Source organism: Serratia sp. BNK-12, assembly GCF_047456085.1.
Classification (GTDB): Bacteria; Pseudomonadota; Gammaproteobacteria; order Enterobacterales; family Enterobacteriaceae; genus Serratia; species Serratia liquefaciens.
The window spans coordinates 5,236,794-5,256,778 of the sequence record NZ_CP179896.1; the positions used below are offsets into that span (position 1 = coordinate 5,236,794).

Genomic DNA, 19,985 nt, shown 5'->3' on the forward strand with positions numbered 1-19,985 from the left:
GCGCTAATTTCGGTTACGGTTAACTTTAATGACATCCGGCATGATACGGATTTTACGCATAATATTTGCCAGATGGATGCGATCGCGGGTGGTCAAGCGGATAAAGGCGCTATAAACCCGGCCGTCTTTCTCTTCGGTATTCAGGCTTTGAATATTGGACTCAGCCGCATTGATGGCTGCCGTCAGGTTGGCCAGCGCCCCCTGATGGTTAAACATGTCCACTTTGATCTCGGCAATGAATTCCTGCTCGATGTCTTTATCCCACTCTACCGCCATGAACTTTTCAGGCTCTTTCTGGTAGCCGCGGATATTGCGACAGGATTCATGGTGGATCACCAGGCCTTTACCTGGGCTGACGTGGGCGATAATCGGGTCACCCGGAATAGGTCGGCAGCATTTGGCAAAGGTGATCAGCACGCCGTCTGCGCCCTTGATCGCCAGATTACGAACGCCGGAAGAGGTGCCCAGATTGGACTGATCGCCCTGCAGGTTTTTCGCGACCACGACGCTCATGGCATTGCCCAGGCCGATTTCAGCCAGCAGATCGTCCAGCGTCGCCAGCTTCATGCGATCCAACTCGTGTTGGATATTTTCCGGCGGGATCTCGGCCAGTTTGCGACTGCCGCCCAACGCATGGTTTAACAAACGGCGGCCGAGGCCAACCGAATCATCGCGCTTGAGGTTTTTCAACATCTGGCGAATTTTAGCGCGCGCTTTGGAACTGACGACAAAGTTCAGCCAGGCGGCGTTTGGCCGTGCGCCCGGGGCAGTGATGATTTCGACCGTCTGGCCGCTGGTCAGTGACTGCGACAGCGGGTATGGCTGACGATCAACCCGTGCGCCAACGCAGGCGTGGCCGATATCGGTATGCACCGCGTAGGCGAAATCGACCGGGGTGGCGCCCGCAGGCAATTCAACGATGCGGCCTTCCGGGGTGAAAACGTAAATCTCATCCGGGAACAGATCGGATTTGACGCTCTCAATAAATTCAAACGAGCTACCGGCGCTCTGTTGCAGCTCCAGCAGGCTCTGCATCCAGCGCTGGGCTCGGATTTGCGCGGTGGTGCCGGTTTCACCCTGTTCTTTTTCTTTATAAGCCCAGTGCGCGGCGACCCCCATTTCGGCCATCTGATCCATATCTTCGGTACGGATCTGCACCTCTACCGGAACGCCATGCGGGCCGATAAGTGAAGTGTGCAGCGATTGATAGCCGTTGGCCTTGGGAATGGCGATATAGTCTTTGACCCTGCCAGGGCGCGGTTTATACAGGCTGTGAGCCTGACCCAGCACGCGGTAGCAGGTATCCACCTCTTTCACGATCACCCGGAACGCATAGATATCCATAATCGAATGGAAGCGCTGTTCTTTCAGGTGCATCTTGAGGTAGATGGAATACAGATGTTTTTCTCGCCCGCTGACGCGGCAGGGGATGCCGGCTTCGGTCAATCGCCCCTCGATTTCGGCGAGAATCTTCTGGATCATCTCTTTACGATTACCACGTGCGGCTTTCACCACTTCTTTGATTACGCGATAACGGTTCGGATACAACGCCTCGAAACCCAGCTCTTCCAGCTCGGTTTTCAGGTGGTGAATACCCAGACGATGGGCCAGTGGGCTGTAGATTTCCAGGGTTTCACGCGCAATACGCCGCCGTTTGTCGGGGCGCAGCGAACCTAAGGTACGCATGTTGTGCGTGCGGTCGGCCAGTTTGATCAACACGACGCGGATATCCTGCACCATCGCCATGATCATCTTGCGGAAGTTTTCCGCCTGGGCTTCTTTTTTGTCCTGGAATTTCAGTTTGTCGAGCTTGGATACGCCCTCAACCAATTCGGCGACGCTTTTGCCGAACAGCTGTTCCATATCCTGATAGGTGGCTGGGGTGTCTTCGATGACGTCGTGCAGCAGGGCTGCCATCAGCGTCTCATGATCGAGACGCATTTCCGCCAGAATACAGGCCACAGCAACCGGGTGAGTAATGTAGGGCTCACCGCTGGAGCGTGTCTGTCCCTCGTGAGCATCACGTGCAACGAGGTATGCCTGTTTGAGGCGCTTAATCTGCTCCTCAGGCAGGTAACGTTGAATCAGCAGATTCAGGCTTTCAAACAGGTACAAGGCAGGCTCGCAGTCTAATTAATTAACGACGACCTTCAGCAATCGCGGTAACCGCTTGAATTTCTGCGGCTTCCTGCTCTTGCTGCTCCTGACGATCGCGAACATCGAGGATCTGGCTGGTGATCAGGCCTTCTTCGATTTCGCGCAGCGCGATAACGGTGTACTTGTCGTTTTCTTCCGGAACAAGTGCATCTTTACCGCCAGTCTGGATTTGACGTGCCCGACGAGCAGCGACCAACACCAGGTCAAAACGGTTACCAATTTTCTCTACAGCGTCTTGAACAGTTACGCGTGCCATATTTGTGCTACTCCACAGGTGACGAAAAGACTGGGCATAATACTGAAACTGTCTTCAGTCTGCCAATAGTTTGCTGATTAAAGCGTCATGCCGCAGTAATTGGCGGCCTAAACGCAGGCGTTCGGCGCGAATTATGGTTTTCAGATCGGACAGGGCCAGATCGAAATCATCGTTCACGATTAAATAATCATACTCCGCGTAGTGCGTCATTTCCGCCACGGCTTGCGCCATGCGTTTGGCGATCACTTCATCAGAGTCTTGTCCGCGTCCACGAAGGCGACGGCCAAGTTCTTCCTTCGACGGCGGCAAAATAAAGATGCTGCGCGCCTGGGGCATTTTGGCACGAATTTGTTGCGCGCCCTGCCAGTCGATATCCAGGAAAACGTCTACCCCGGTCGACAGCACCTGCTCAATGGCAGCGCGTGAGGTACCGTAATAGTTGCCGAACACTTCGGCGTGCTCAAGAAACGCATCCTGCTCAATCATTCGGCAGAATTCTTCTTTTGAGACGAAGAAATAATGATCGCCATGCTGTTCACCCGGGCGGCTGTCGCGCGTGGTGTGCGAAACCGAAACCTGCGTGTCGTACAGCGGTTGCGTCTTTAACAAAGCCTGAATCAGACTTGATTTCCCTGCGCCACTAGGGGCAGAGACAATATAAAGCGTGCCTTGAGCCATGATGATATTCGTTGATATGCCAATAACAGCGGATGTGTATTTTCTCCGCACAGTATACACGGCTAACGTGCCGGATGCAGCGTTAGCTCGCATTTTGCCCGCCCCTTTATGCTGAAAAAACCTCAAACAGGGTGGTTTGCGCAGCGTATCGCCAAATTTTGACGGTTTTCTGCAATGCGAGCGGGCTTTCTCGAGCCGCTGCGCAGAACGCCACATGGGCCATTGTCGTGCTTTCCTCTTCTGGTTTTACTGCCGGTTATCAGGGAGGTGAAAGATGCGCAAAAGTGTCATGAGAATAGGGATGATGCTGCTGTTCGGTTTGCTGTGCAGTGAGACTGTTCGGGCGCAAGCCTGTCCGGCGTGGCGCCCGGTGCGGATGCAACTGGAGATAACCGCCTTAAAAAACCAGCTTGAACGCTGGGACGTAGCTTATTACCAGCAGGGCAGCAGTTTAATTGAAGATGAAGTCTACGACAGCCTGCGCGAAAAGCTGCGGTTATGGCAGCGTTGCGCCGGGGCAGCGCCGGAGGAGGGGGCTGGCCCGCTTTTACCCGAAGGCAAGGTGCCGCACCCGGTGGCGCATACCGGGTTGCGGAAATTGCCGGATCTTGCCGCCGTCGACCAATGGTTAAAGGGGCGCAGTGATCTCTGGGTTCAACCCAAAGTGGACGGTGTCGCCATCACGCTGGTTTATCACGACGGAAAACTGACGTCGGCGATCAGCCGAGGGAACGGGCTGAAAGGCGAGAACTGGCTGGAAAAAGTGCGGACTATTCCTGCGGTGCCGGTCAGTATTAAGGGGGCCCCGCCAACGTTGATTCTGCAGGGCGAGCTGTTTCTGATGGTGAACGGTCATCAACAAAAGGTCAGCGGCGGCATCAACGCCCGTGCCAAGGTCGCCGGCGCGCTGATGAAAAATAAGCCTTCGCCGCTACTCCAGCAGATCGGGCTGTTTGTCTGGGCCTGGCCGAACGGTCCGCAGGAGATGGCGCAGCGTTTACGCCAGCTTGCTGAAATGGGTTTTCCTCTTGCCCTGACTTTTTCGCAGCCGGTGAACTCCTCGGCGGAGGTGCAACAATGGCGAGAGCATTGGCATAAAACCGCTCTGCCTTTCGTCACCGATGGTGTGGTGATCCATCAGGCACACTCACCCCAGGGGCTCTACTGGCAAGCCAGGCCCGGTGATTGGGCCGTTGCCTGGAAATATCCGCCCGTGCAGCAAGTGGCGAGGGTCAATGGTATTGATTTCAATATTGGTCGCACCGGAAAAATCGCCGTGGTACTGCGGCTTGAACCCGTCAGGATGGACGATAAATGGGTGACAAGAGTTAACCTCGGCTCGCTACCACGTTGGCGAAAATGGGCGGTTGTGCCCGGAGATCAGGTAACCATCAGCCTGATGGGACACGGCATTCCACATCTCAATAATGTGGTCTGGCGTGGAACGGACCGGTCGCTGCCCAGTGCGCCGTCTGCTGAACGTTACCACGCGTTGAGTTGTTTCAGTTGGCAACCGGATTGCCGTCAGCAGTTTCTTGCCCGACTGGTGTGGTTGAGCGGCCCGCAGGGGTTAAGTTTGCGCGGCGTCAGTGAATCCACCTGGCAGACGCTGATCGATCAGGGGTTAGTGCGGAATTTGCTGGATTGGCTGTTGCTGACGCCGGAACAACTGATGGCCGCGCCCGGGATCGGCGGTAAGCGAGGGCAAAGCATTCACCGGCAATTTCAGCAGGCGCGACAACAACCGTTCGCGCGTTGGCTGCTCGCTTTGGGTATACCGCTCTCCCCGCAGCAAACGATGGCGCTGACAAACTGGCATCAGGTCCAGCAAATGTCCCCCGTGGCGTGGCGGCAAATCGTCGGTATTGGTGCAAAAAGGGCACAACAGATTGCCGATTTTCTCCAGCACCAGCCAGTCTTGGCGCTGGTCAGCACCCTGGGCTCACAAGGGATTGTGGGTTTTGCCGGCGCGCCTTGATGTGATGTTCCTCTTGGAGTCCATCAACAACGGGATTGCCTATGCTGTTATGGTGCCCTTATTAATGATCCGGATGCTGATAGTTAAACACCGGCAGACCCAGCCGAAAGCGCAGAGCAATCAGTCGGGCGCTGAGGCCGGCTACCAAAGTGATGATCACCACCATATTATGTGGCAGGCTGAAGTGTTGCAGACCGATGTACAGCCAGGCGGCGGCGAAGGAGATACCGGCGTAGATTTCTTTCTGGAATACCAAGGGAATGCGGTTGCAGAGCATATCGCGCAGAACGCCGCCGAATACGCCGGTGATCACCGCGGCAATCGCGGCAATGATAGCACCGTGGCCCATGTCCAGCGCGACCTGCGCGCCGATGATTGAAAATACAATCAGCCCAACGGCATCCAACACCAGAAAAAGACGGCGCAGGTGACGCATCAAGGGGGCCAGCCAGGTGGTGACGATCGCGGCAATGGCAACGATAACGATATATTCAGGATGTTTGACCCACCCCAGGGGGAAATGCCCGAGCAACATGTCGCGTACCGAACCGCCACCGATTGCCGTGGCAGAGGCAATAATAATGACGCCAAACATGTCCATTTGGCGGCGGCCGGCAGCCAGTGCGCCAGTCATGGCTTCGGCAGTAATACCGATGATATAAAGAATGCTCAATAACATAAGATATTCACAGGGTGGGCGGGAATGAGTGTCATGGTGGCAGGGTAATAGCCGCGAGGACATAGCACCACTGAGTTTTTCTAACCGATGGCAATTCGGATTACTTTAGTTAATCCATTTTTTGTTTTATTTGCTTATCCATTGCCTTTTGTAACCTTATTTTATTCAAGAAAGCATTAGATATTTCGCATTGGTTTCTATTGCTGACTATGCTTTTTGCATGCGATCCCGAGGCCGCTTGGCGGTGAGGGATCTCTGGCTGATGATGGCGTTTACTGAGGAACATGAAGATAAATGAAAGCTACTTCCCTACTGGCGGCGGCTGTCGCTGTGACCATCCTGTTGAGCGGTTGCGTTGCGCCGGTTCAGAACACTGAGCCGCAAAAATCGGCGATCTGCCAGGTTGGCGATCCTATGATCCAAACTACGCTTTATTTTGGCCTTAATCGCCCTGCGGGGCCGGCGATCGGTGCTGCCGAATGGCAGAGTTTTGTCGATCGGCAAGTGACGCCGCGTTTTAAAGATGGGTTATCGGTATTTGATGCCAAAGGACAGTGGTTGGGTAATGACGGCAAGCTGGCGCGCGAAAACAGCAAAGCGCTGATGCTGATTCATGCGCCGGGCAAGGAAAGTGAAACCCATATTGAGGCATTGCGCAGCAGCTATAAACAACAGTTTGCACAGGATTCCGTGATGCGGGTTGATGCGCCCGTGTGCGTCGCGTTCTGATAAGCTCCCGGCCCGCAGGCCGGGATAGTGTTTACAGTACCAGTCCGGCGATGGCTGCCGAAAGCAGGCTGACCAGCGTGGAACCATAAACCAGCTTCAAACCAAAACGAGAAACCACGTTACCTTGTCGCTCGTTAAGCCCTTTGATTGCCCCGGCGACGATGCCGATAGAGGCAAAGTTGGCGAAAGACACCAGGAATACCGACAGAATGCCCAGGCCGCGCGGTGACAGCTCCGTAGCGATTTTCTTCAGTTCGATCATTGCCACAAACTCATTGGCCACCAGTTTGGTCGCCATAATGCTGCCTGCTCGTAGCGCATCCGGTGCCGGGATACCGATCAGCCAGGCCAGTGGATAGAATACATAGCCCAGGATTTGCTGGAAGCTGATGCCGAACACGGCGGAGAACAGAGCGTTTACCGCTGAAATCAGCGCAATAAAGCCAATCAGCATGGCGGCGATAATCATCGCGATTTTGAAGCCCGCCAGGATGTACTCGCCCAGCATTTCAAAGAAGCTCTGGTCTTCATGCAGCTTGCTCAGTTTCAGTTCGGGTTCATCGTCCAACTGATAAGGGTTGATGATCGACAATATGATAAAGGTGCTGAACATATTGAGGATCAGCGCGGCTACCACGTATTGCGCATCGATCATCGACATGTAGGCACCGACGATGGACATGGATACCGTCGACATGGCGGTGGCTGCCATGGTGTACATGCGACGCGGCGAGATATCGCCGATGATGCCCTTGTAGGCGATAAAGTTTTCAGACTGGCCGAGCACCAGCGTGCTGACGGCGTTGAAAGATTCCAGTTTGCCCATGCCGTTAACCTTGGACAGCAGGGTGCCGACCAGACGGATAATCAGCGGCAGAATGCGGAAATGCTGCAAAATACCGATCAGCGCGGAAATAAAGATAATCGGGCATAACACGCCCAGGAAGATAAACGCCAGCCCGTCTTTACTCATGCCACCAAACACAAAGTCGGAACCCTGTGCGGCGTAGGTCAGCAGCGTTTCAAAGAAACCGGCAACGTGCTTGATGACGCTCAGGCCGCTTTCTGAATGCAGGAAGAAATAGGCGAGTGCGCCTTCAATGACTAAAAGCTGAATAATATAACGCAGGCGGATTTTCTTGCGGTCATTACTGACCAGTAGTGCCAGGGCGATGATCACCACCAGGGCAAAAATAAATTGCAGAATTTGCGGCATAAAGAGTCCGTACGGCTAAACGGGCAGGAAAAAACACATTTAGCCACAGCTCTCCCGGCCTTTCATTACATTACGTGATAATTAGAACAAAATACTTTCGGTAAGCCGGGTAAGTTGCCGATTGTCATCCTCTCTTACTTATCGGCAGTTTTTCATAAATAAATTCAACGCGAATTTCACGGCGAGAGTCGCTTGTGAGCCGGATTTTTACGGCTGTACTATACTTCAGCCTTTGCGATGGCTTATAAATCGCAGGGTTATTTTTGGCTTCACGACACATCGCGACATCCGGTTCTATAACGGAGGCTTTATGGCCTTTTTGCTGAGGAGAACTGTATGAACCAGATTTCAGGCAAGGTTGTGATTATTACCGGCGCCAGTAGTGGATTGGGCGAGGCGACAGCTCGCCATCTCGCCGCTCGGGGCGCAACGTTGGTATTGGCAGCGCGTCGCAAAACGCGTCTTGATGCATTGGCGAATGAAATCATCGCGGCCGGGGGTAAAGCGCTCGCGGTAGCGGTAGATGTCACTCACCGTAACGACGTGGAGGCAATGGTCGATGCCGCAATAACGGAATTTGGGCGCGTTGATGTGTTGGTGAACAACGCAGGGTTAATGGCGATAGCCCCGCTGAGCGCCACCCGGGTCGACGAATGGGAACGGATGATCGATATCAACCTCAAAGGCGTGCTGTATGGCATTGCCGCTGCGCTACCGGTGTTTGAGCAACAGCAGAGCGGTCACTTTATCAATGTCGCCTCCGTCGCCGGTCTGAAGGTACTTAGCCCGGGCGGCGCCGTTTACAGCGGCACCAAGTTTGCGGTACGCGCTATCTCCGAAGGCTTGCGTTATGAGGTGGGGGCACATATTCGCACCACCATTATCTGTCCGGGAGCCGTGGATTCCGAACTGAAGCTTGGCACCTCGGACCGGGAAAGCGTGAAGTTCGTTGAGGAGTTTTATCAACAGGCCATCCCGGCGGATTCCGTAGCGCGTGCCATCGCCTATGCCATCGAGCAACCGGCGGAGGTAGATATCAACGAAATTGTTTTGCGGCCAACCCAAGAGCTGTATTAAGCCGCATACCACCGCCGCGCCTTTTCAGGTGCGGTCTTCTGCGCCATAAAAAAAGCCCGCGGGTGCGGGCTTAAGCGAATGAAGCAATGTATTACTCGATATTCTGGATCTGTTCGCGCATCTGCTCGATCAACACTTTCAGCTCGATGGCTGAAGTGGTCACTTCGGCATTGATGGACTTGGATGCCAGCGTGTTGGATTCGCGGTTGAACTCCTGCATCATAAAGTCGAGGCGACGGCCCACGGCTTCTTTCTTCTTCAGGATGTTGTGCGTTTCTTTTACGTGAGCTTCCAGGCGATCCAGCTCTTCGGCAACGTCAATACGCTGCGCCATCAGCACCAGCTCTTGCTCCAGGCGGGTGTTTTCCAGCTGCACCTGGGCTTCTTCCAGTTTGCTGACCAGACGCTCACGCTGCCATTGCAGAATGTTGGGCATTTGGGCGCGAACCTTGATTACTTCAGCGCTCACGCCTTCCAGACGCTGTTCGATCAGCGCTTTCAGTGCGGTGCCTTCGCTTTCGCGAGCCACAATGAAGTCATCCAGTGCACCATCCAGCGCTTGCATCAGCTGTGCGCTGATGGCGTCCAGATCCTGCTCTTGAGCAGACATCACGCCAGGCCAACGCAGGACGTCGATAGGATCGATTTCGCCTTCGTCGCTCTGCATTTTTACCCAGTTGGCGGCTTCAACCAGCTGCTTGGCCAGTTTTTCGTTCAGGATCATCGAGCTTTGCGCGCTCGGATCCAGCTCAAAGCGCAGGTTGCACTCCACTTTGCCGCGGGTCAAACGACCACGAATGCGTTCGCGGATCACCGGTTCCAGGCTGCGGAATTGTTCCGGCAGACGGATGTAGGTTTCCAGATAGCGTTGGTTAACGGAACGCAGCTCCCAAGCTGCGCTGCCCCATTCACCCTTGATTTCTCGCCGAGCGTAGGCTGTCATGCTGCGGATCATTGATGCGTACCCGTAATAGGAAAAGATGGAGCGATTATAGCGTTGGACCTTCGGGCAGGATAGGCATTACGTCACGAAGCCCGTATAATGCGCAGCCAATCGTTGATAAGAAGCCGGAGAGAGCCCATGCGTCCTGCAGGCAGAGCACCACAACAAGTTCGCCCACTGACACTGACCCGTCATTATACCAAACACGCAGAAGGCTCAGTGCTGGTTGAGTTTGGCGATACCAAAGTTTTGTGCACCGCCACGGTAGAAGAGGGTGTGCCGCGCTTCCTGAAAGGTCAGGGCCAGGGTTGGATCACCGCTGAGTACGGCATGTTGCCGCGTTCCACCCACAGCCGTAACGCCCGCGAGGCCGCCAAAGGCAAACAGGGTGGCCGTACGCTGGAGATTCAGCGCCTGATCGCCCGTTCGCTCCGTGCAGCGGTAGATCTGAAAAAACTCGGTGAGTTCACCATCACTCTCGACTGTGACGTATTGCAGGCCGATGGCGGTACCCGTACCGCGTCCATTTCCGGCGCCTGCGTTGCGCTGGCCGATGCGTTGAATGCGCTGGTAGCCAACGGCAAGCTGAAAGCCAACCCGATGAAAGGGCTGGTGGCGGCGGTTTCCGTCGGTATCGTTAACGGCGAAGCGCTGTGCGATTTGGAGTACGTTGAAGACTCTGCAGCAGAAACCGACATGAACGTGGTGATGATGGAAGATGGCCGTATGATCGAGGTGCAGGGCACCGCCGAGGGCGAGCCGTTCAGCCATGATGAACTGTTGGCGCTATTGGCGCTGGCCCGAGGGGGCATCGATACCATCTTCCAGGCGCAGAAAGCGGCGCTGGCAGACTAATTTTTCAAGGCGACTCAAGAGTCGCCTTTTTTACGCCCGGCGATCGGGCGGCAGTATTAACAGATCTAACCGACCAGACGAGGAGAAGCAGTAATGAAAGCCTATCAGCGCCAGTTTATCGAGTTCGCGCTTAACAAGCAGGTATTGAAATTCGGCGAGTTCACCCTGAAATCCGGCCGCACCAGCCCGTATTTCTTTAATGCCGGCCTGTTTAATACCGGGCGTGATCTTGCGCTACTCGGGCGTTTCTACGCTGAAGCTCTGATGGATTCCGGTATTGAGTTTGATCTGCTGTTTGGTCCTGCTTACAAAGGTATCCCGATTGCCACCACCACGGCGGTGGCTTTGGCAGAGCACCATGAGCGCGACGTGCCTTACTGCTTTAACCGTAAGGAAGCCAAGACCCATGGCGAAGGTGGCACGCTGGTAGGCAGCCCGCTACAGGGCCGCGTGATGCTGGTGGATGATGTGATCACTGCCGGTACGGCTATCCGTGAATCCATGGAAATCATCGGTGCCAGCGGCGCAACGTTGGCCGGCGTGCTGATTTCACTCGATCGTCAGGAACGAGGTCGTGCGGATATTTCGGCCATTCAGGAAGTTGAGCGTGACTATCACTGCAAGGTGATTTCCATCGTGACGCTGAAGGATTTGATTGTTTATCTCGAAGAAAAGCCAGAAATGGCGGATCACCTGGCGGCGGTGCGCGCCTATCGTGAGCAGTACGGGGTCTAACTCAGTATCTACGTTACCGGGCGCGTAAAATGCGCCCGGTAACGGGTTTATTGCAGCTGTGCCGCCAGCAGTGGCCAGCGGCCATCGAACTCTTGGGTTGGGCGATAGCGGAATTCAGATCGCACGTAGCGCGACAGCATCCCCTCGCAGAACGCCAGCAGCTGGCTTGCCAGCAGCGTTTCGTCCACGATAAAGCCTTTGCCTTCCCGCAGTTTTCGCTCTTTCAGTACCTGACGCAATTGCGCTTCAATGCGTTCAAACAGCTGGTTGATGCGGCCTTGCAGTCGATCCTGTTCAAACATCAGCGCATGGCCGGTCATGATTCGCGTCAGGCCAGGGTTGCGTTCGGCGAACCCCAATACCAGCAGCAAAATCAGGCGCAGACGGTTAAAGGTCTCTTTTTCATCCTGCAAAATCAGGTTGATGCGCGTTATCAGGCTGTCTTCAATAAACTCGATCAGGCTGTCGAACATCCGTGTTTTGCTGGGAAAGTGCCGGTACAGTGCAGCTTCGGAGACTCCGACGTTAGCGGCAAGTTTAGCGGTGGTAATACGTTGGCTACCGTCGCTGGACTCCAGCATCTGGGCTAATGCCTGCAGTATTTCCTCGCGCCGATTCCTTTTGATATTTTCTTTTTCTGCCATGTCTGATTAGACCCTTGCTAAAACTGCTTAGACTTTCGGAAACCCGGGCACCGGCCGTTGCAGAGAAAGCTCTGTGCGGCTTATGTGATAGCTTTTTTACGATGCTGGGGTCAGCGGCCTTAACGACCTGTATTCTCCATGCGCCCTGGTGTGCGCTGTAATCGTAGTCGGCCAAATCTTGCCATGGAGCCGTCCTTCTCTCCGGGGTAGCAAGATTTAAGGCGACAATTCCTTGTCGTCGGTCAGGTATCAGGCAGCGCTTAGTGGCGGCCGGAGTGGCCAAAGCCACCGGCACCGCGTTCGCTGCTGTCGAACTCTTCTACCAGATTGAATTCAGCCTGAACTACCGGCACGAACACCATCTGCGCGATACGTTCACCTGGCTCAATAGTGAAGGATTTCTGACCACGGTTCCAGACGGAAACCATCAGCTGGCCCTGGTAGTCGGAGTCGATCAGGCCGACCAGATTGCCCAGTACCACACCGTGTTTATGGCCCAGACCGGAACGCGGCAGGATCACTGCGGCAAGATCGGTGTCGGCAATATGAATAGCCAGGCCCGTTGGCAGCAGCGTGGTTTCACCCGGCGCCAACTCGACAGCGCTGTCCAGGCAGGCACGTAGATCAAGGCCTGCGGAACCTGGGGTGGCGTAGGTCGGTAAAGGGAAGTCCTTCCCGATACGCGGGTCGAGGATTTTAACGTCGATTTTTTTCATCATAACGGCTGACTATCTCGTCTATTAAACGTTGGCCAAGGAGTGCCTTGTCGCTCAGCGGCAGGCGCTTTTCTCCATTCTGCCAAAAAAGGTGCAAGGCATTGGTGTCACTGTTAAACCCATGCTCTGCAAGCGATACATCGTTAGCGCAAATTAAATCCAGTTTCTTACGCGCCAGTTTTTGTCGCGCGTATTCTTCCACATTCTGGGTTTCGGCAGCAAACCCCACGACAAAAGGCCGATTTTTGGTCATCGCGGCGACGCCGGCAACGATATCGGGGTTTTTTACCATTTTGAGGATGATTTCATCACCCTGTTTTTTTATTTTTTCATCGGAAATCTGCTCGGCGCGGTAATCGGCCACGGCAGCGCAAGATATAAAAATATCCTGTTGGCCGGCGCTTTGCTGGACCGCCTGCTCCATTTCCAATGCGCTGATCACATCTACACGGGTGACCGATGGCGGCGTCGACAGGTTGACCGGCCCTGCGATCAGCGTGACCTGCGCACCGCGTGCGGCGGCGGCGGCGGCGATGGCAAAGCCCATCTTGCCGGAGCTGTGGTTGCTGATGAAACGAACCGGATCCAGCGCTTCGCGCGTGGGGCCGGCGGTGAGCATAATCTTTAAATGTTTCAGATCTTGCGGTGCGGAGAAATGGCTGTTCGCCAGTTCGACGATTTCCAGCGGATCGAGCATGCGGCCTGGGCCGACGTCGCCACAGGCTTGACTGCCGCTGTCAGGCCCCCAGAGCAGCATACCGCGCGCTTGTAGCGTCTGCAGATTGGCCTGGGTGGCGACGGCGCGGTACATTTGCTGGTTCATGGCGGGTGCGGCAGCGATCGGTGCCGCCGTGGCCAGGCAGACGGTGGTCAGCAGATCGTTGGCCATTCCGGCGGCGACGCGCGCCAGCAGATCGGCGGTAGCCGGCGCCAGAATCACCAGGTCCGCCCATTTGCCGAGCTCAATATGACCCATTGCAGCTTCGGCGGCGGGATCCAGCAGATCGTCCGAGACCGGGTAGCCGGAAACGGCCTGCAGCGTCAGCGGCGTGATAAAGGCTTTCGCCGCGCCTGTCATTATCACACGCACTTCCGCGCCTCTGTCACGCAGGCGGCGTACCAGTTCTGGGCATTTGTATGCGGCGATACCGCCACTGATGCCAAGCACAATATGTTTGCCGGAAAGTCCCGTCATCATGATTGTCCGATTGAATCCGAAAGATGTGCCATTTTAGCATAACCGTCCGACAGGTGAGTGATTCCGCTGCGCCTGCAACGCGTTACATTGTGCTTTGCGCAGCACTTCGCAATGTTATCAAACACCTGTCGTGAGCTGCTTCGCTGCGTGGCATGCTGTGGCGTTTTCGGGAGGGTGTTAATGAGCAGTCAGGTAATCACCCTGTGGCAGGATACATTGGCGCCACGGGAAAAATTGTTGCGTTACGGGGCGTCGGCATTGTCCGATGCGGAGCTGCTGGCCATTTTCCTGCGCACCGGCTTTCCCGGCGTGCACGTTATGCAACTGGCAGAGCAATTATTGGCGCAGTTTGGCTCGCTGTATCACCTGATGTCGGCAGACCATTCGGTTTTTTGCAGTCACAAGGGGCTGGGTAATTCCAGTTATGCCCAACTGCAGGCGATTTCGGAGCTGGCGTTCCGCTTCTTTTCCAGTCATCTGGCACAGGAAAATGCCATGCTCAACCCCAGGATGACCCAGCATTATCTGCAAAGTTTGCTGGCGCACCATGAGCGGGAAGTGTTTTTGGTATTGTTTTTAGACAATCAGCACCGTGTTATTCGCCATCAGGAGATGTTTGCTGGTACCATCAGCAGCGTCGTCGTACACCCGAGAGAAATTGTGCGTGAAGCGTTGAAGGCTAATGCGGCCGCCATTATTCTGGCGCATAATCATCCTTCGGGTAAGGCTGAACCCAGCCACGCCGACCGTTTGATAACTGAGCAAGTGGTTAATGCCTGCCTGTTATTGGAGATCCGAGTGCTCGATCATTTGGTTATAGGTCGGGGTGAATGCGTCTCTTTTGCCGAACGCGGATGGCTTTAAGCGATTTTTTCGCGATCCTTATGGGATCTTTAGCTGTTCGGGACTTGAGCACTTACGCTTCAGAGCGTATACTACGCCACCTTTGAGAATCTTGGGTTTGGCGCAAGAGCCTATCTCAGCAGGTTTCTAACCTGATGTGTGGTTTCTGACCTGATGACGAGAGTCTCCTCAGTATGAAGTTTGCTGAGATGGGCTCTAAAAGCCTGACGAGGCGGCCATACCCTATACGAAGCTCGAGCTGATTTGATTTTTGGAGAATAGACATGTCCCGAGTCTGCCAAGTTACTGGCAAGCGCCCGGTGAGCGGTAACAACCGTTCCCACGCAATGAACGCGACCAAACGCCGTTTTCTGCCGAACCTGCACTCACACCGTTTTTGGGTTGAGGCTGAGAAGCGCTTTGTAACTCTGCGTGTATCTGCTAAAGGTATGCGTGTTATCGATAAGAAGGGTATTGAGACGGTCTTGGCCGATCTGCGTGCCCGTGGTGAGAAGTATTAAGGAACTGAATCATGGCTAAAGGTGTTCGCGAGAAGATCAAGCTGGTTTCTTCTGCTGGTACTGGTCACTTCTATACCACCACGAAGAACAAGCGTACTAAGCCGGAAAAATTGGAACTGAAGAAATTCGATCCAGTTGTCCGTCAACACGTACTGTACAAAGAAGCTAAAATTAAATAATTTTAGTGGATTAATAAAAACCCGGCCTCGGCCGGGTTTTTTGTTTTATAAAGGTAGGAAATCAACGGGAGAGCGCCAGATGCCTGAATTACCAGAAGTTGAAACCAGCCGACGCGGGATTGAACCTTATCTCGTCGGTCACAGCATTCAATATGCGGTGGTGCGGAATGCCCGTCTGCGCTGGCCGGTTTCCGAGCAAATTCTGGCGCTGAGCGACCAACCGGTGCGCAGCGTGCAACGCCGTGCCAAGTATCTGCTGATTGAACTGGACCACGGTTGGATTATCGTTCACCTGGGCATGTCCGGCAGCCTGCGCATGCTGGCTGAGGAAACCGAAGCCGGCAAGCACGACCACGTCGATCTGGTGATCAGCAATGGCATGACACTGCGCTATACCGATCCCCGCCGTTTTGGCGCCTGGTTATGGTGCGAGGATCTGGCGGCCAGCAACGTGCTGGCGCACCTGGGGCCGGAACCGCTAAGCGAAGCCTTTAACGGCGCTTACCTGTACGAAAAGTCACGCAGCAAGCGCACGCTGATCAAACCCTGGTTGATGGATAACAAGTTGGTGGTCGGGGTAGGCAACATCTACGCCAGTGAATCGCTGTTTACCGCCGGGATCTTGCCAGACCGTCCAGCGGGCTCGCTGAGCAAAGCAGAGGCGGAGTTATTGGCGGAGACCATCAAGGCGGTGTTGCTGCGTTCAATCGAACAGGGGGGCACCACGCTGCGCGATTTCCTGCAGTCAGACGGTAAACCGGGTTATTTCGCGCAGGAGTTGCAGGTGTACGGCCGTGCGGGGGAGCCTTGTCGCGCATGCGGCACGCCGATTGAGTCTGCGAAACACGGGCAGCGCAGCACATTTTTCTGCCGTCGCTGCCAGCGCTGATTAGTGTTCGGCGAGCTTTTCGAACAGTGCCTGAGTGACTACGGCCGGCAGGAAAGGTGAGATATCGCCGCCGTGCCGTGCGACTTCCTTCACCAGGGTGGAGGAGATGAACGACCACTCTTCGGAAGGCATCAGGAACACGCTTTCCAATGTCGGCATTAAATGGCGATTCATGTTCGCCAACTGCAATTCATATTCAAAATCAGAGACCGCACGCAAGCCGCGTACCAGAATATTGGCATTCTGATGGGCGGCAAAGTGTGCCATCAGTTCACTGAACCCCAGCACTTCCACGTTATCCAGATGCGACGTCACCTGGCTGGCCAAGGCTACGCGCTCATCCAGCGTGAACAGCGGCTTTTTGCTCGGGCTGGCGGCGATGGCCAGGATGACGTGATCGAACATCAAAGATGCGCGTGTCACCAAATCCAGGTGGCCGTTAGTCATGGGATCGAAAGTACCGGGATAAATGGCTTTACGGGTCATGATTCACTTCTCTGAATAGTTGCGGCCCAATGCCCAGAGTGCGGCATATTTATTGAAGGTATATTGCGCGTTGACCACGGCTAACAGCAACCCCTGTTTACCGTCCAGGAAGCCGGCACGCAGCAGCCAGGTTTTGCAAAAGGCGCCAAGGGTGTGGGTCAGTATCGACAGATAGCTGCAGCGCTTGCCTGCCTGGTGGCGTTGAATGGCCCACTCTTCGGCATAACGCAGCTGTTTGCGTTGAAAGGCAAAGAAGTCACGGCAGGTCAGGTGCAGCAGGTCGCCGCTAAGGGGCACAACTTTCGCCCCGTCAGTATTGAGGGACTCGTGCACCAGATTGTCGTTATAGCGATAACGCCGATTGGCATACAGGCGGTTGACGCGATCGGGATACCAGCCGCTGTGGCGCATAAAGCGCCCCAGGAACAGGTTGCGGCGTGCGCAGCTGTAGACCTTATTCTCATCTGGCGCGGTCAGCGCTTGTTCAATAGACTGGCGCAATTCCGGCGTAACGCGTTCGTCGGCGTCAATCATCAGAATATAGTCGTGGCTGGCGTAACTTTGAGCCAGTTGGCGCTGTTTGCCGAAGCCCTGCCAGTCGGTATGGGTGAATACTTTGGCACCCAGGCTTTCGGCAACGGCGACGCTGTCATCCTGGCTGCCAGAATCGAGCATGATGATTTCGTCTGCCCAGGCAACGGAGTGCAGGCAATCCGGCAGCAGCCCGGCCTCGTTCTTGGCGATAATCACCACCGACAGGCTTTTACGGTCGCTCATTTAATGGCTCCGAGGCGGCAGGTGCGGTTCCAACAGTTGCAGCAGGCGTTGCAGCGCTCCCTGATTTTGATACAGCACTTCCACCGCGTGGCGGCCGTAATAGCGACGATAGTCTTCGTCGGTGAGCAATGTAGCCACTTCCTTGACCAGTGATTCCTCGTCGGTCACGGTAATCAACCCTTCCGCTTGCGACAGTTTGGCGCAAATGTCCTTGAAGTTGAAAGTATGGGGACCCATCAGTACCGGAATGGCATGTGCCGCGGCTTCCAGCGGGTTATGCCCGCCGCGTTCCACCAGGCTGCCGCCAACGAAGGCCAGATCGGCAATGCCGTACAGCAGCATCAGTTCGCCCATGGTATCGCCGATCACCACCTGAGTGCCGCCGGAAGGGATTTCACCGCTGCTGCGCAGGGTGTAACTGAAACCGGCTTTCTGCACCAGATCTTTAGCGGTAGCGAAGCGTTCCGGGTGGCGAGGCACCAGGATCAACAGCAGGTCAGGGTGTTTCTCCAGCAGTTTTCGGTGTGCAGCCAGCAGAATGCTTTCTTCGCCTTCATGGGTGCTGGTGGCGATCCATACTGGGCGACGCGGCGCCCATTGACGGCGTAATGTGACCGCGCGTGCGGCCAGTTCCGGAGTAACGGAAATATCGAATTTCAGGCTACCGGTAACGGTAAGCTGTGAGCGTTTCAGGCCTAGTTCGATAAAGCGCTCGCCATCTTCCTGATTTTGCGCGGCGATCAGCGTAATACGGCGCAGCATATCGCGGACAAAACCGCCGATTTTTTTATAACCGGCGGCTGAGCGGGCAGAGAGACGGGCGTTGGCAATCACCAGCGGGATTTGGCGTTGGTGCAGGGCGTTAATCAGGTTGGGCCACAGCTCGGTTTCCATGATGATGACCAGCTTGGGATTCACCTGATCCAGGAAACGGCGCATCGAGCCAGGCAGATCGTAAGGCAGATAAACGTGGTGAACGTCTTTACCGAAGGCGGACTGCACGCGTTCTGAACCTGTCGGGGTCATCGTGGTCACAGTAATCGGTAAATAGGGGTAGCGGTGGCGTAGCGCGCGGACCAAGGGGATGGCGGCCAGCGTTTCACCCACGGAGACGGAATGCAGCATGATCCCGCCCGGCACGACTTTACCGGCGCAGAAGCCATAGCGTTCTGCCCAGCGTTTACGGTAGGCTGGAGCTTTGCGGCTGCGCAACAGTAAGCGGAGCCAGATCAGGGGTTGGATAAGGTAGAGTAGTACCTGATATAAACGCAGCAACATTCTATCAATTTCATTTATATGGGTTATTCAGAATAGTACCATAACTGGAAGGGAAAGGCGCTAATTTGGTAACCTTGGGTGTCAGTTTCAGACAACAGGCGAGAGATTTCGCTGATAGGCTTGGAATGAAGAATATTTTAATTATTCGCCGTGACAATATTGGCGATCTTGTTTGTACAACCCCGTTGATCGAAGGGGTGAAAATTGCCTATCCGGACGCCAAACTTTATCTGTTAATCAATAAAGTTAGCCAGGATGTCGTTAAAAATAACCCGCATCTGGAAAAAGTCTTTGTCTATAAAAAAGCAAAGCATAAGGCGAAAAATGAAACCACGCTGGGGGTTTATTTCGAACGGCTGATGATTTTTCTTCAGCTGCGTAAAATAAAATTCGATGCGGCCATCCTGGCCAATCCGGTACCCTGCAAGTACAGCCTGCGATTGGCAAAAATGGCCGGGGTCAGCAATATCATTGGTGCAGATTTAGGTACGCCTGATATTCATCATCCTTTCCGCAAGGCGAATTTCAGCGGAAAACATCAGGTAGAACATACCTTCAGCTACCTCTCGGCTATTACCGAACAATCCATCCCTATCCCGCCGGTGCGGGTGTTTCTGACCGCGGAAGAGCGTCAACAGGCAGCGCAGCGGTTGCAAGCCAGCTTACCGTCGGTCGAGCGGATTTGTGCCGTTCATATCAGCAGCCGCAGCCCTAAGCGGCGCTGGCCGATCGAACGCTATGCTGAAATTATCAATCGCTTACTTGCTGAACCCAACACGGGAGTCCTGATTTTTTGGTCGCCTCAGGGCACGCTGACGCCGGATGATATTGGCGATCAGAAACGGGCCGAGCAACTGTTGGCGCTGTGCCAGAACGAGCGTGTGGCGCTGTACCCAACGGCGTCAGTGCGGGAATTACTGGCCGGTTTTGATTTATGCGACAGGGTGCTGTGCAGCGATGGTGGGCAGATGCATCTGGCTGCCGCGTTGAATAAAGATATGGTGGTGTTCTTTGGCGATACGGATAAAGAATCCTGGCATCCCTGGTCCGGCCGCTATCACATTTTGCAGACCGAATCGGGTGACTGTATTGATGTGCCCGTTGATGATGTGTGGGAAAAAATACAGGCGTTCAATTAATTAAAAATAAGG

General features: G+C 54.7%; 22 protein-coding genes. 10 read left to right on the forward strand and 12 right to left on the reverse strand.

The genetic code is table 11. From position 1 onward, the window contains the following. Positions 1 to 3: 3 nt before the first annotated feature. The 3 genes from spoT to gmk are packed head-to-tail and all read right to left on the reverse strand — an operon-like array spanning position 4 to position 3,091. A complete protein-coding gene (gene spoT, locus ACMGG1_RS24395) occupies positions 4 to 2,115 on the reverse strand; it encodes a bifunctional GTP diphosphokinase/guanosine-3',5'-bis pyrophosphate 3'-pyrophosphohydrolase (RefSeq protein WP_020837653.1) in 2,112 nt (703 codons plus the stop codon). A gap of 22 nt (positions 2,116 to 2,137) precedes the next feature. After that, positions 2,138 to 2,413 carry a DNA-directed RNA polymerase subunit omega gene (gene rpoZ / locus ACMGG1_RS24400; RefSeq protein ID WP_004953385.1) on the reverse strand — a complete coding sequence of 92 codons (276 nt, stop codon included), beginning with the start codon at positions 2,411 to 2,413 and terminating at the stop codon, positions 2,138 to 2,140. A gap of 54 nt (positions 2,414 to 2,467) precedes the next feature. After that, the gene (gmk, locus tag ACMGG1_RS24405) at positions 2,468 to 3,091 is read right to left on the reverse strand and encodes a guanylate kinase (protein ID WP_041415115.1); all 624 of its coding nucleotides are present in this window, start codon (positions 3,089 to 3,091) and stop codon (positions 2,468 to 2,470) included. 274 nt (positions 3,092 to 3,365) lie between these two features. Between gmk and ligB the strand changes: the two genes are divergently transcribed. Then, entirely contained in the window at positions 3,366 to 5,069 is a 1,704-nt protein-coding gene (gene ligB / locus ACMGG1_RS24410; protein WP_414161076.1) for an NAD-dependent DNA ligase LigB, read from the forward strand. 61 nt (positions 5,070 to 5,130) lie between these two features. On the opposite strand, the gene ACMGG1_RS24415 is transcribed toward ligB, so the two are convergent. Then, positions 5,131 to 5,748, reverse strand: coding sequence for a trimeric intracellular cation channel family protein (locus ACMGG1_RS24415; RefSeq protein WP_020837649.1), 618 nt, complete (start codon positions 5,746 to 5,748; stop codon positions 5,131 to 5,133). 294 nt (positions 5,749 to 6,042) lie between these two features. Here ACMGG1_RS24415 and ACMGG1_RS24420 point away from each other — a divergent pair, with 294 nt between their 5' ends. Continuing rightward, the gene (locus ACMGG1_RS24420) at positions 6,043 to 6,477 is read left to right on the forward strand and encodes a DUF3574 domain-containing protein (RefSeq protein WP_128865459.1); all 435 of its coding nucleotides are present in this window, start codon (positions 6,043 to 6,045) and stop codon (positions 6,475 to 6,477) included. Positions 6,478 to 6,508: 31 nt separating this feature from the next. On the opposite strand, the gene ACMGG1_RS24425 is transcribed toward ACMGG1_RS24420, so the two are convergent. Beyond that, on the reverse strand, positions 6,509 to 7,693 hold the full coding sequence (locus tag ACMGG1_RS24425) for a NupC/NupG family nucleoside CNT transporter (RefSeq protein WP_020837645.1): 1,185 nt from the start codon (positions 7,691 to 7,693) through the stop codon (positions 6,509 to 6,511). 336 nt (positions 7,694 to 8,029) lie between these two features. Between ACMGG1_RS24425 and ACMGG1_RS24430 the strand changes: the two genes are divergently transcribed. After that, positions 8,030 to 8,770 carry an SDR family oxidoreductase gene (locus ACMGG1_RS24430; protein ID WP_259220112.1) on the forward strand — a complete coding sequence of 247 codons (741 nt, stop codon included), beginning with the start codon at positions 8,030 to 8,032 and terminating at the stop codon, positions 8,768 to 8,770. 91 nt (positions 8,771 to 8,861) lie between these two features. Here ACMGG1_RS24430 and ACMGG1_RS24435 read toward each other — a convergent pair whose 3' ends face one another. Further along, positions 8,862 to 9,725 carry a YicC/YloC family endoribonuclease gene (locus tag ACMGG1_RS24435; protein WP_020837642.1) on the reverse strand — a complete coding sequence of 288 codons (864 nt, stop codon included), beginning with the start codon at positions 9,723 to 9,725 and terminating at the stop codon, positions 8,862 to 8,864. A gap of 126 nt (positions 9,726 to 9,851) precedes the next feature. On the opposite strand from ACMGG1_RS24435, the gene rph reads away from it, so the two are divergent. Further along, complete coding sequence (rph, locus tag ACMGG1_RS24440) at positions 9,852 to 10,568, forward strand: ribonuclease PH (RefSeq protein WP_012147518.1); 717 nt, start codon at positions 9,852 to 9,854, stop codon at positions 10,566 to 10,568. Positions 10,569 to 10,661: 93 nt separating this feature from the next. Then, positions 10,662 to 11,303 (forward strand): orotate phosphoribosyltransferase, encoded by a 642-nt coding sequence (gene pyrE, locus ACMGG1_RS24445; RefSeq protein WP_020837639.1) that lies wholly within the window; start codon positions 10,662 to 10,664, stop codon positions 11,301 to 11,303. Positions 11,304 to 11,350: 47 nt separating this feature from the next. On the opposite strand, the gene slmA is transcribed toward pyrE, so the two are convergent. The 3 genes from slmA to coaBC all read right to left on the reverse strand — a co-directional run bounded on the left by slmA (position 11,351) and on the right by coaBC (position 13,861). Further along, complete coding sequence (gene slmA / locus ACMGG1_RS24450; RefSeq protein WP_020837638.1) at positions 11,351 to 11,947, reverse strand: nucleoid occlusion factor SlmA; 597 nt, start codon at positions 11,945 to 11,947, stop codon at positions 11,351 to 11,353. 260 nt (positions 11,948 to 12,207) lie between these two features. Next, entirely contained in the window at positions 12,208 to 12,666 is a 459-nt protein-coding gene (dut, locus tag ACMGG1_RS24455) for a dUTP diphosphatase (protein ID WP_046374864.1), read from the reverse strand. Then, entirely contained in the window at positions 12,644 to 13,861 is a 1,218-nt protein-coding gene (coaBC, locus tag ACMGG1_RS24460) for a bifunctional phosphopantothenoylcysteine decarboxylase/phosphopantothenate--cysteine ligase CoaBC (protein WP_165366271.1), read from the reverse strand. The genes dut and coaBC overlap by 23 nt, the downstream gene beginning before the upstream one ends. A 180-nt stretch (positions 13,862 to 14,041) precedes the next feature. Here coaBC and radC point away from each other — a divergent pair, with 180 nt between their 5' ends. The 4 genes from radC (at position 14,042) to mutM (ending at position 16,293) form a co-directional block, all read left to right on the forward strand. Further along, positions 14,042 to 14,725: a RadC family protein gene (gene radC, locus ACMGG1_RS24465; protein ID WP_020837632.1), complete on the forward strand. Its 684-nt coding sequence runs from the start codon at positions 14,042 to 14,044 to the stop codon at positions 14,723 to 14,725. Between the two features lie 263 nt (positions 14,726 to 14,988). Further along, the gene (gene rpmB, locus ACMGG1_RS24470; RefSeq protein WP_004931195.1) at positions 14,989 to 15,225 is read left to right on the forward strand and encodes a 50S ribosomal protein L28; all 237 of its coding nucleotides are present in this window, start codon (positions 14,989 to 14,991) and stop codon (positions 15,223 to 15,225) included. Positions 15,226 to 15,236: 11 nt separating this feature from the next. Continuing rightward, positions 15,237 to 15,404, forward strand: a complete 168-nt coding sequence (rpmG, locus tag ACMGG1_RS24475; RefSeq protein WP_002208990.1) for a 50S ribosomal protein L33 — start codon at positions 15,237 to 15,239, stop codon at positions 15,402 to 15,404. Between the two features lie 79 nt (positions 15,405 to 15,483). Further along, positions 15,484 to 16,293, forward strand: a complete 810-nt coding sequence (gene mutM / locus ACMGG1_RS24480) for a bifunctional DNA-formamidopyrimidine glycosylase/DNA-(apurinic or apyrimidinic site) lyase (RefSeq protein ID WP_122080471.1) — start codon at positions 15,484 to 15,486, stop codon at positions 16,291 to 16,293. Here the strand turns inward: mutM and coaD are convergent, their stop codons facing one another. From coaD to waaA, 3 genes are read right to left on the reverse strand one after another with little or no spacing between them, the layout of a single operon-like run. After that, on the reverse strand, positions 16,294 to 16,779 hold the full coding sequence (gene coaD, locus ACMGG1_RS24485) for a pantetheine-phosphate adenylyltransferase (RefSeq protein ID WP_020837609.1): 486 nt from the start codon (positions 16,777 to 16,779) through the stop codon (positions 16,294 to 16,296). Positions 16,780 to 16,782: 3 nt separating this feature from the next. After that, positions 16,783 to 17,556 (reverse strand): glycosyltransferase family 2 protein, encoded by a 774-nt coding sequence (locus tag ACMGG1_RS24490; RefSeq protein ID WP_414161077.1) that lies wholly within the window; start codon positions 17,554 to 17,556, stop codon positions 16,783 to 16,785. Then, the gene (waaA, locus tag ACMGG1_RS24495; protein ID WP_048762411.1) at positions 17,557 to 18,834 is read right to left on the reverse strand and encodes a lipid IV(A) 3-deoxy-D-manno-octulosonic acid transferase; all 1,278 of its coding nucleotides are present in this window, start codon (positions 18,832 to 18,834) and stop codon (positions 17,557 to 17,559) included. Between the two features lie 125 nt (positions 18,835 to 18,959). Between waaA and ACMGG1_RS24500 the strand changes: the two genes are divergently transcribed. Next, on the forward strand, positions 18,960 to 19,973 hold the full coding sequence (locus ACMGG1_RS24500) for a glycosyltransferase family 9 protein (protein ID WP_020837605.1): 1,014 nt from the start codon (positions 18,960 to 18,962) through the stop codon (positions 19,971 to 19,973). The last annotated feature ends 12 nt before the right edge of the window (positions 19,974 to 19,985 follow it).

Excerpts from the sequence above, each read along its gene's own strand:
- rpoZ (WP_004953385.1), bottom strand. The coding sequence starts at position 2,413 with ATGGCACGCGTAACTGTTCAAGACGCTGTAGAGAAAATTGGTAACCGT.
- gmk (WP_041415115.1), bottom strand. The coding sequence starts at position 3,091 with ATGGCTCAAGGCACGCTTTATATTGTCTCTGCCCCTAGTGGCGCAGGG.
- ligB (WP_414161076.1), top strand. The coding sequence starts at position 3,366 with ATGCGCAAAAGTGTCATGAGAATAGGGATGATGCTGCTGTTCGGTTTG.
- ACMGG1_RS24415 (WP_020837649.1), bottom strand. The coding sequence starts at position 5,748 with ATGTTATTGAGCATTCTTTATATCATCGGTATTACTGCCGAAGCCATG.
- ACMGG1_RS24420 (WP_128865459.1), top strand. The coding sequence starts at position 6,043 with ATGAAAGCTACTTCCCTACTGGCGGCGGCTGTCGCTGTGACCATCCTG.
- ACMGG1_RS24425 (WP_020837645.1), bottom strand. The coding sequence starts at position 7,693 with ATGCCGCAAATTCTGCAATTTATTTTTGCCCTGGTGGTGATCATCGCC.
- ACMGG1_RS24430 (WP_259220112.1), top strand. The coding sequence starts at position 8,030 with ATGAACCAGATTTCAGGCAAGGTTGTGATTATTACCGGCGCCAGTAGT.
- ACMGG1_RS24435 (WP_020837642.1), bottom strand. The coding sequence starts at position 9,725 with ATGATCCGCAGCATGACAGCCTACGCTCGGCGAGAAATCAAGGGTGAA.
- rph (WP_012147518.1), top strand. The coding sequence starts at position 9,852 with ATGCGTCCTGCAGGCAGAGCACCACAACAAGTTCGCCCACTGACACTG.
- pyrE (WP_020837639.1), top strand. The coding sequence starts at position 10,662 with ATGAAAGCCTATCAGCGCCAGTTTATCGAGTTCGCGCTTAACAAGCAG.
- slmA (WP_020837638.1), bottom strand. The coding sequence starts at position 11,947 with ATGGCAGAAAAAGAAAATATCAAAAGGAATCGGCGCGAGGAAATACTG.
- dut (WP_046374864.1), bottom strand. The coding sequence starts at position 12,666 with ATGATGAAAAAAATCGACGTTAAAATCCTCGACCCGCGTATCGGGAAG.
- coaBC (WP_165366271.1), bottom strand. The coding sequence starts at position 13,861 with ATGATGACGGGACTTTCCGGCAAACATATTGTGCTTGGCATCAGTGGC.
- radC (WP_020837632.1), top strand. The coding sequence starts at position 14,042 with ATGAGCAGTCAGGTAATCACCCTGTGGCAGGATACATTGGCGCCACGG.
- rpmB (WP_004931195.1), top strand. The coding sequence starts at position 14,989 with ATGTCCCGAGTCTGCCAAGTTACTGGCAAGCGCCCGGTGAGCGGTAAC.
- rpmG (WP_002208990.1), top strand. The coding sequence starts at position 15,237 with ATGGCTAAAGGTGTTCGCGAGAAGATCAAGCTGGTTTCTTCTGCTGGT.
- mutM (WP_122080471.1), top strand. The coding sequence starts at position 15,484 with ATGCCTGAATTACCAGAAGTTGAAACCAGCCGACGCGGGATTGAACCT.
- coaD (WP_020837609.1), bottom strand. The coding sequence starts at position 16,779 with ATGACCCGTAAAGCCATTTATCCCGGTACTTTCGATCCCATGACTAAC.
- ACMGG1_RS24490 (WP_414161077.1), bottom strand. The coding sequence starts at position 17,556 with ATGAGCGACCGTAAAAGCCTGTCGGTGGTGATTATCGCCAAGAACGAG.
- waaA (WP_048762411.1), bottom strand. The coding sequence starts at position 18,834 with ATGTTGCTGCGTTTATATCAGGTACTACTCTACCTTATCCAACCCCTG.
- ACMGG1_RS24500 (WP_020837605.1), top strand. The coding sequence starts at position 18,960 with ATGAAGAATATTTTAATTATTCGCCGTGACAATATTGGCGATCTTGTT.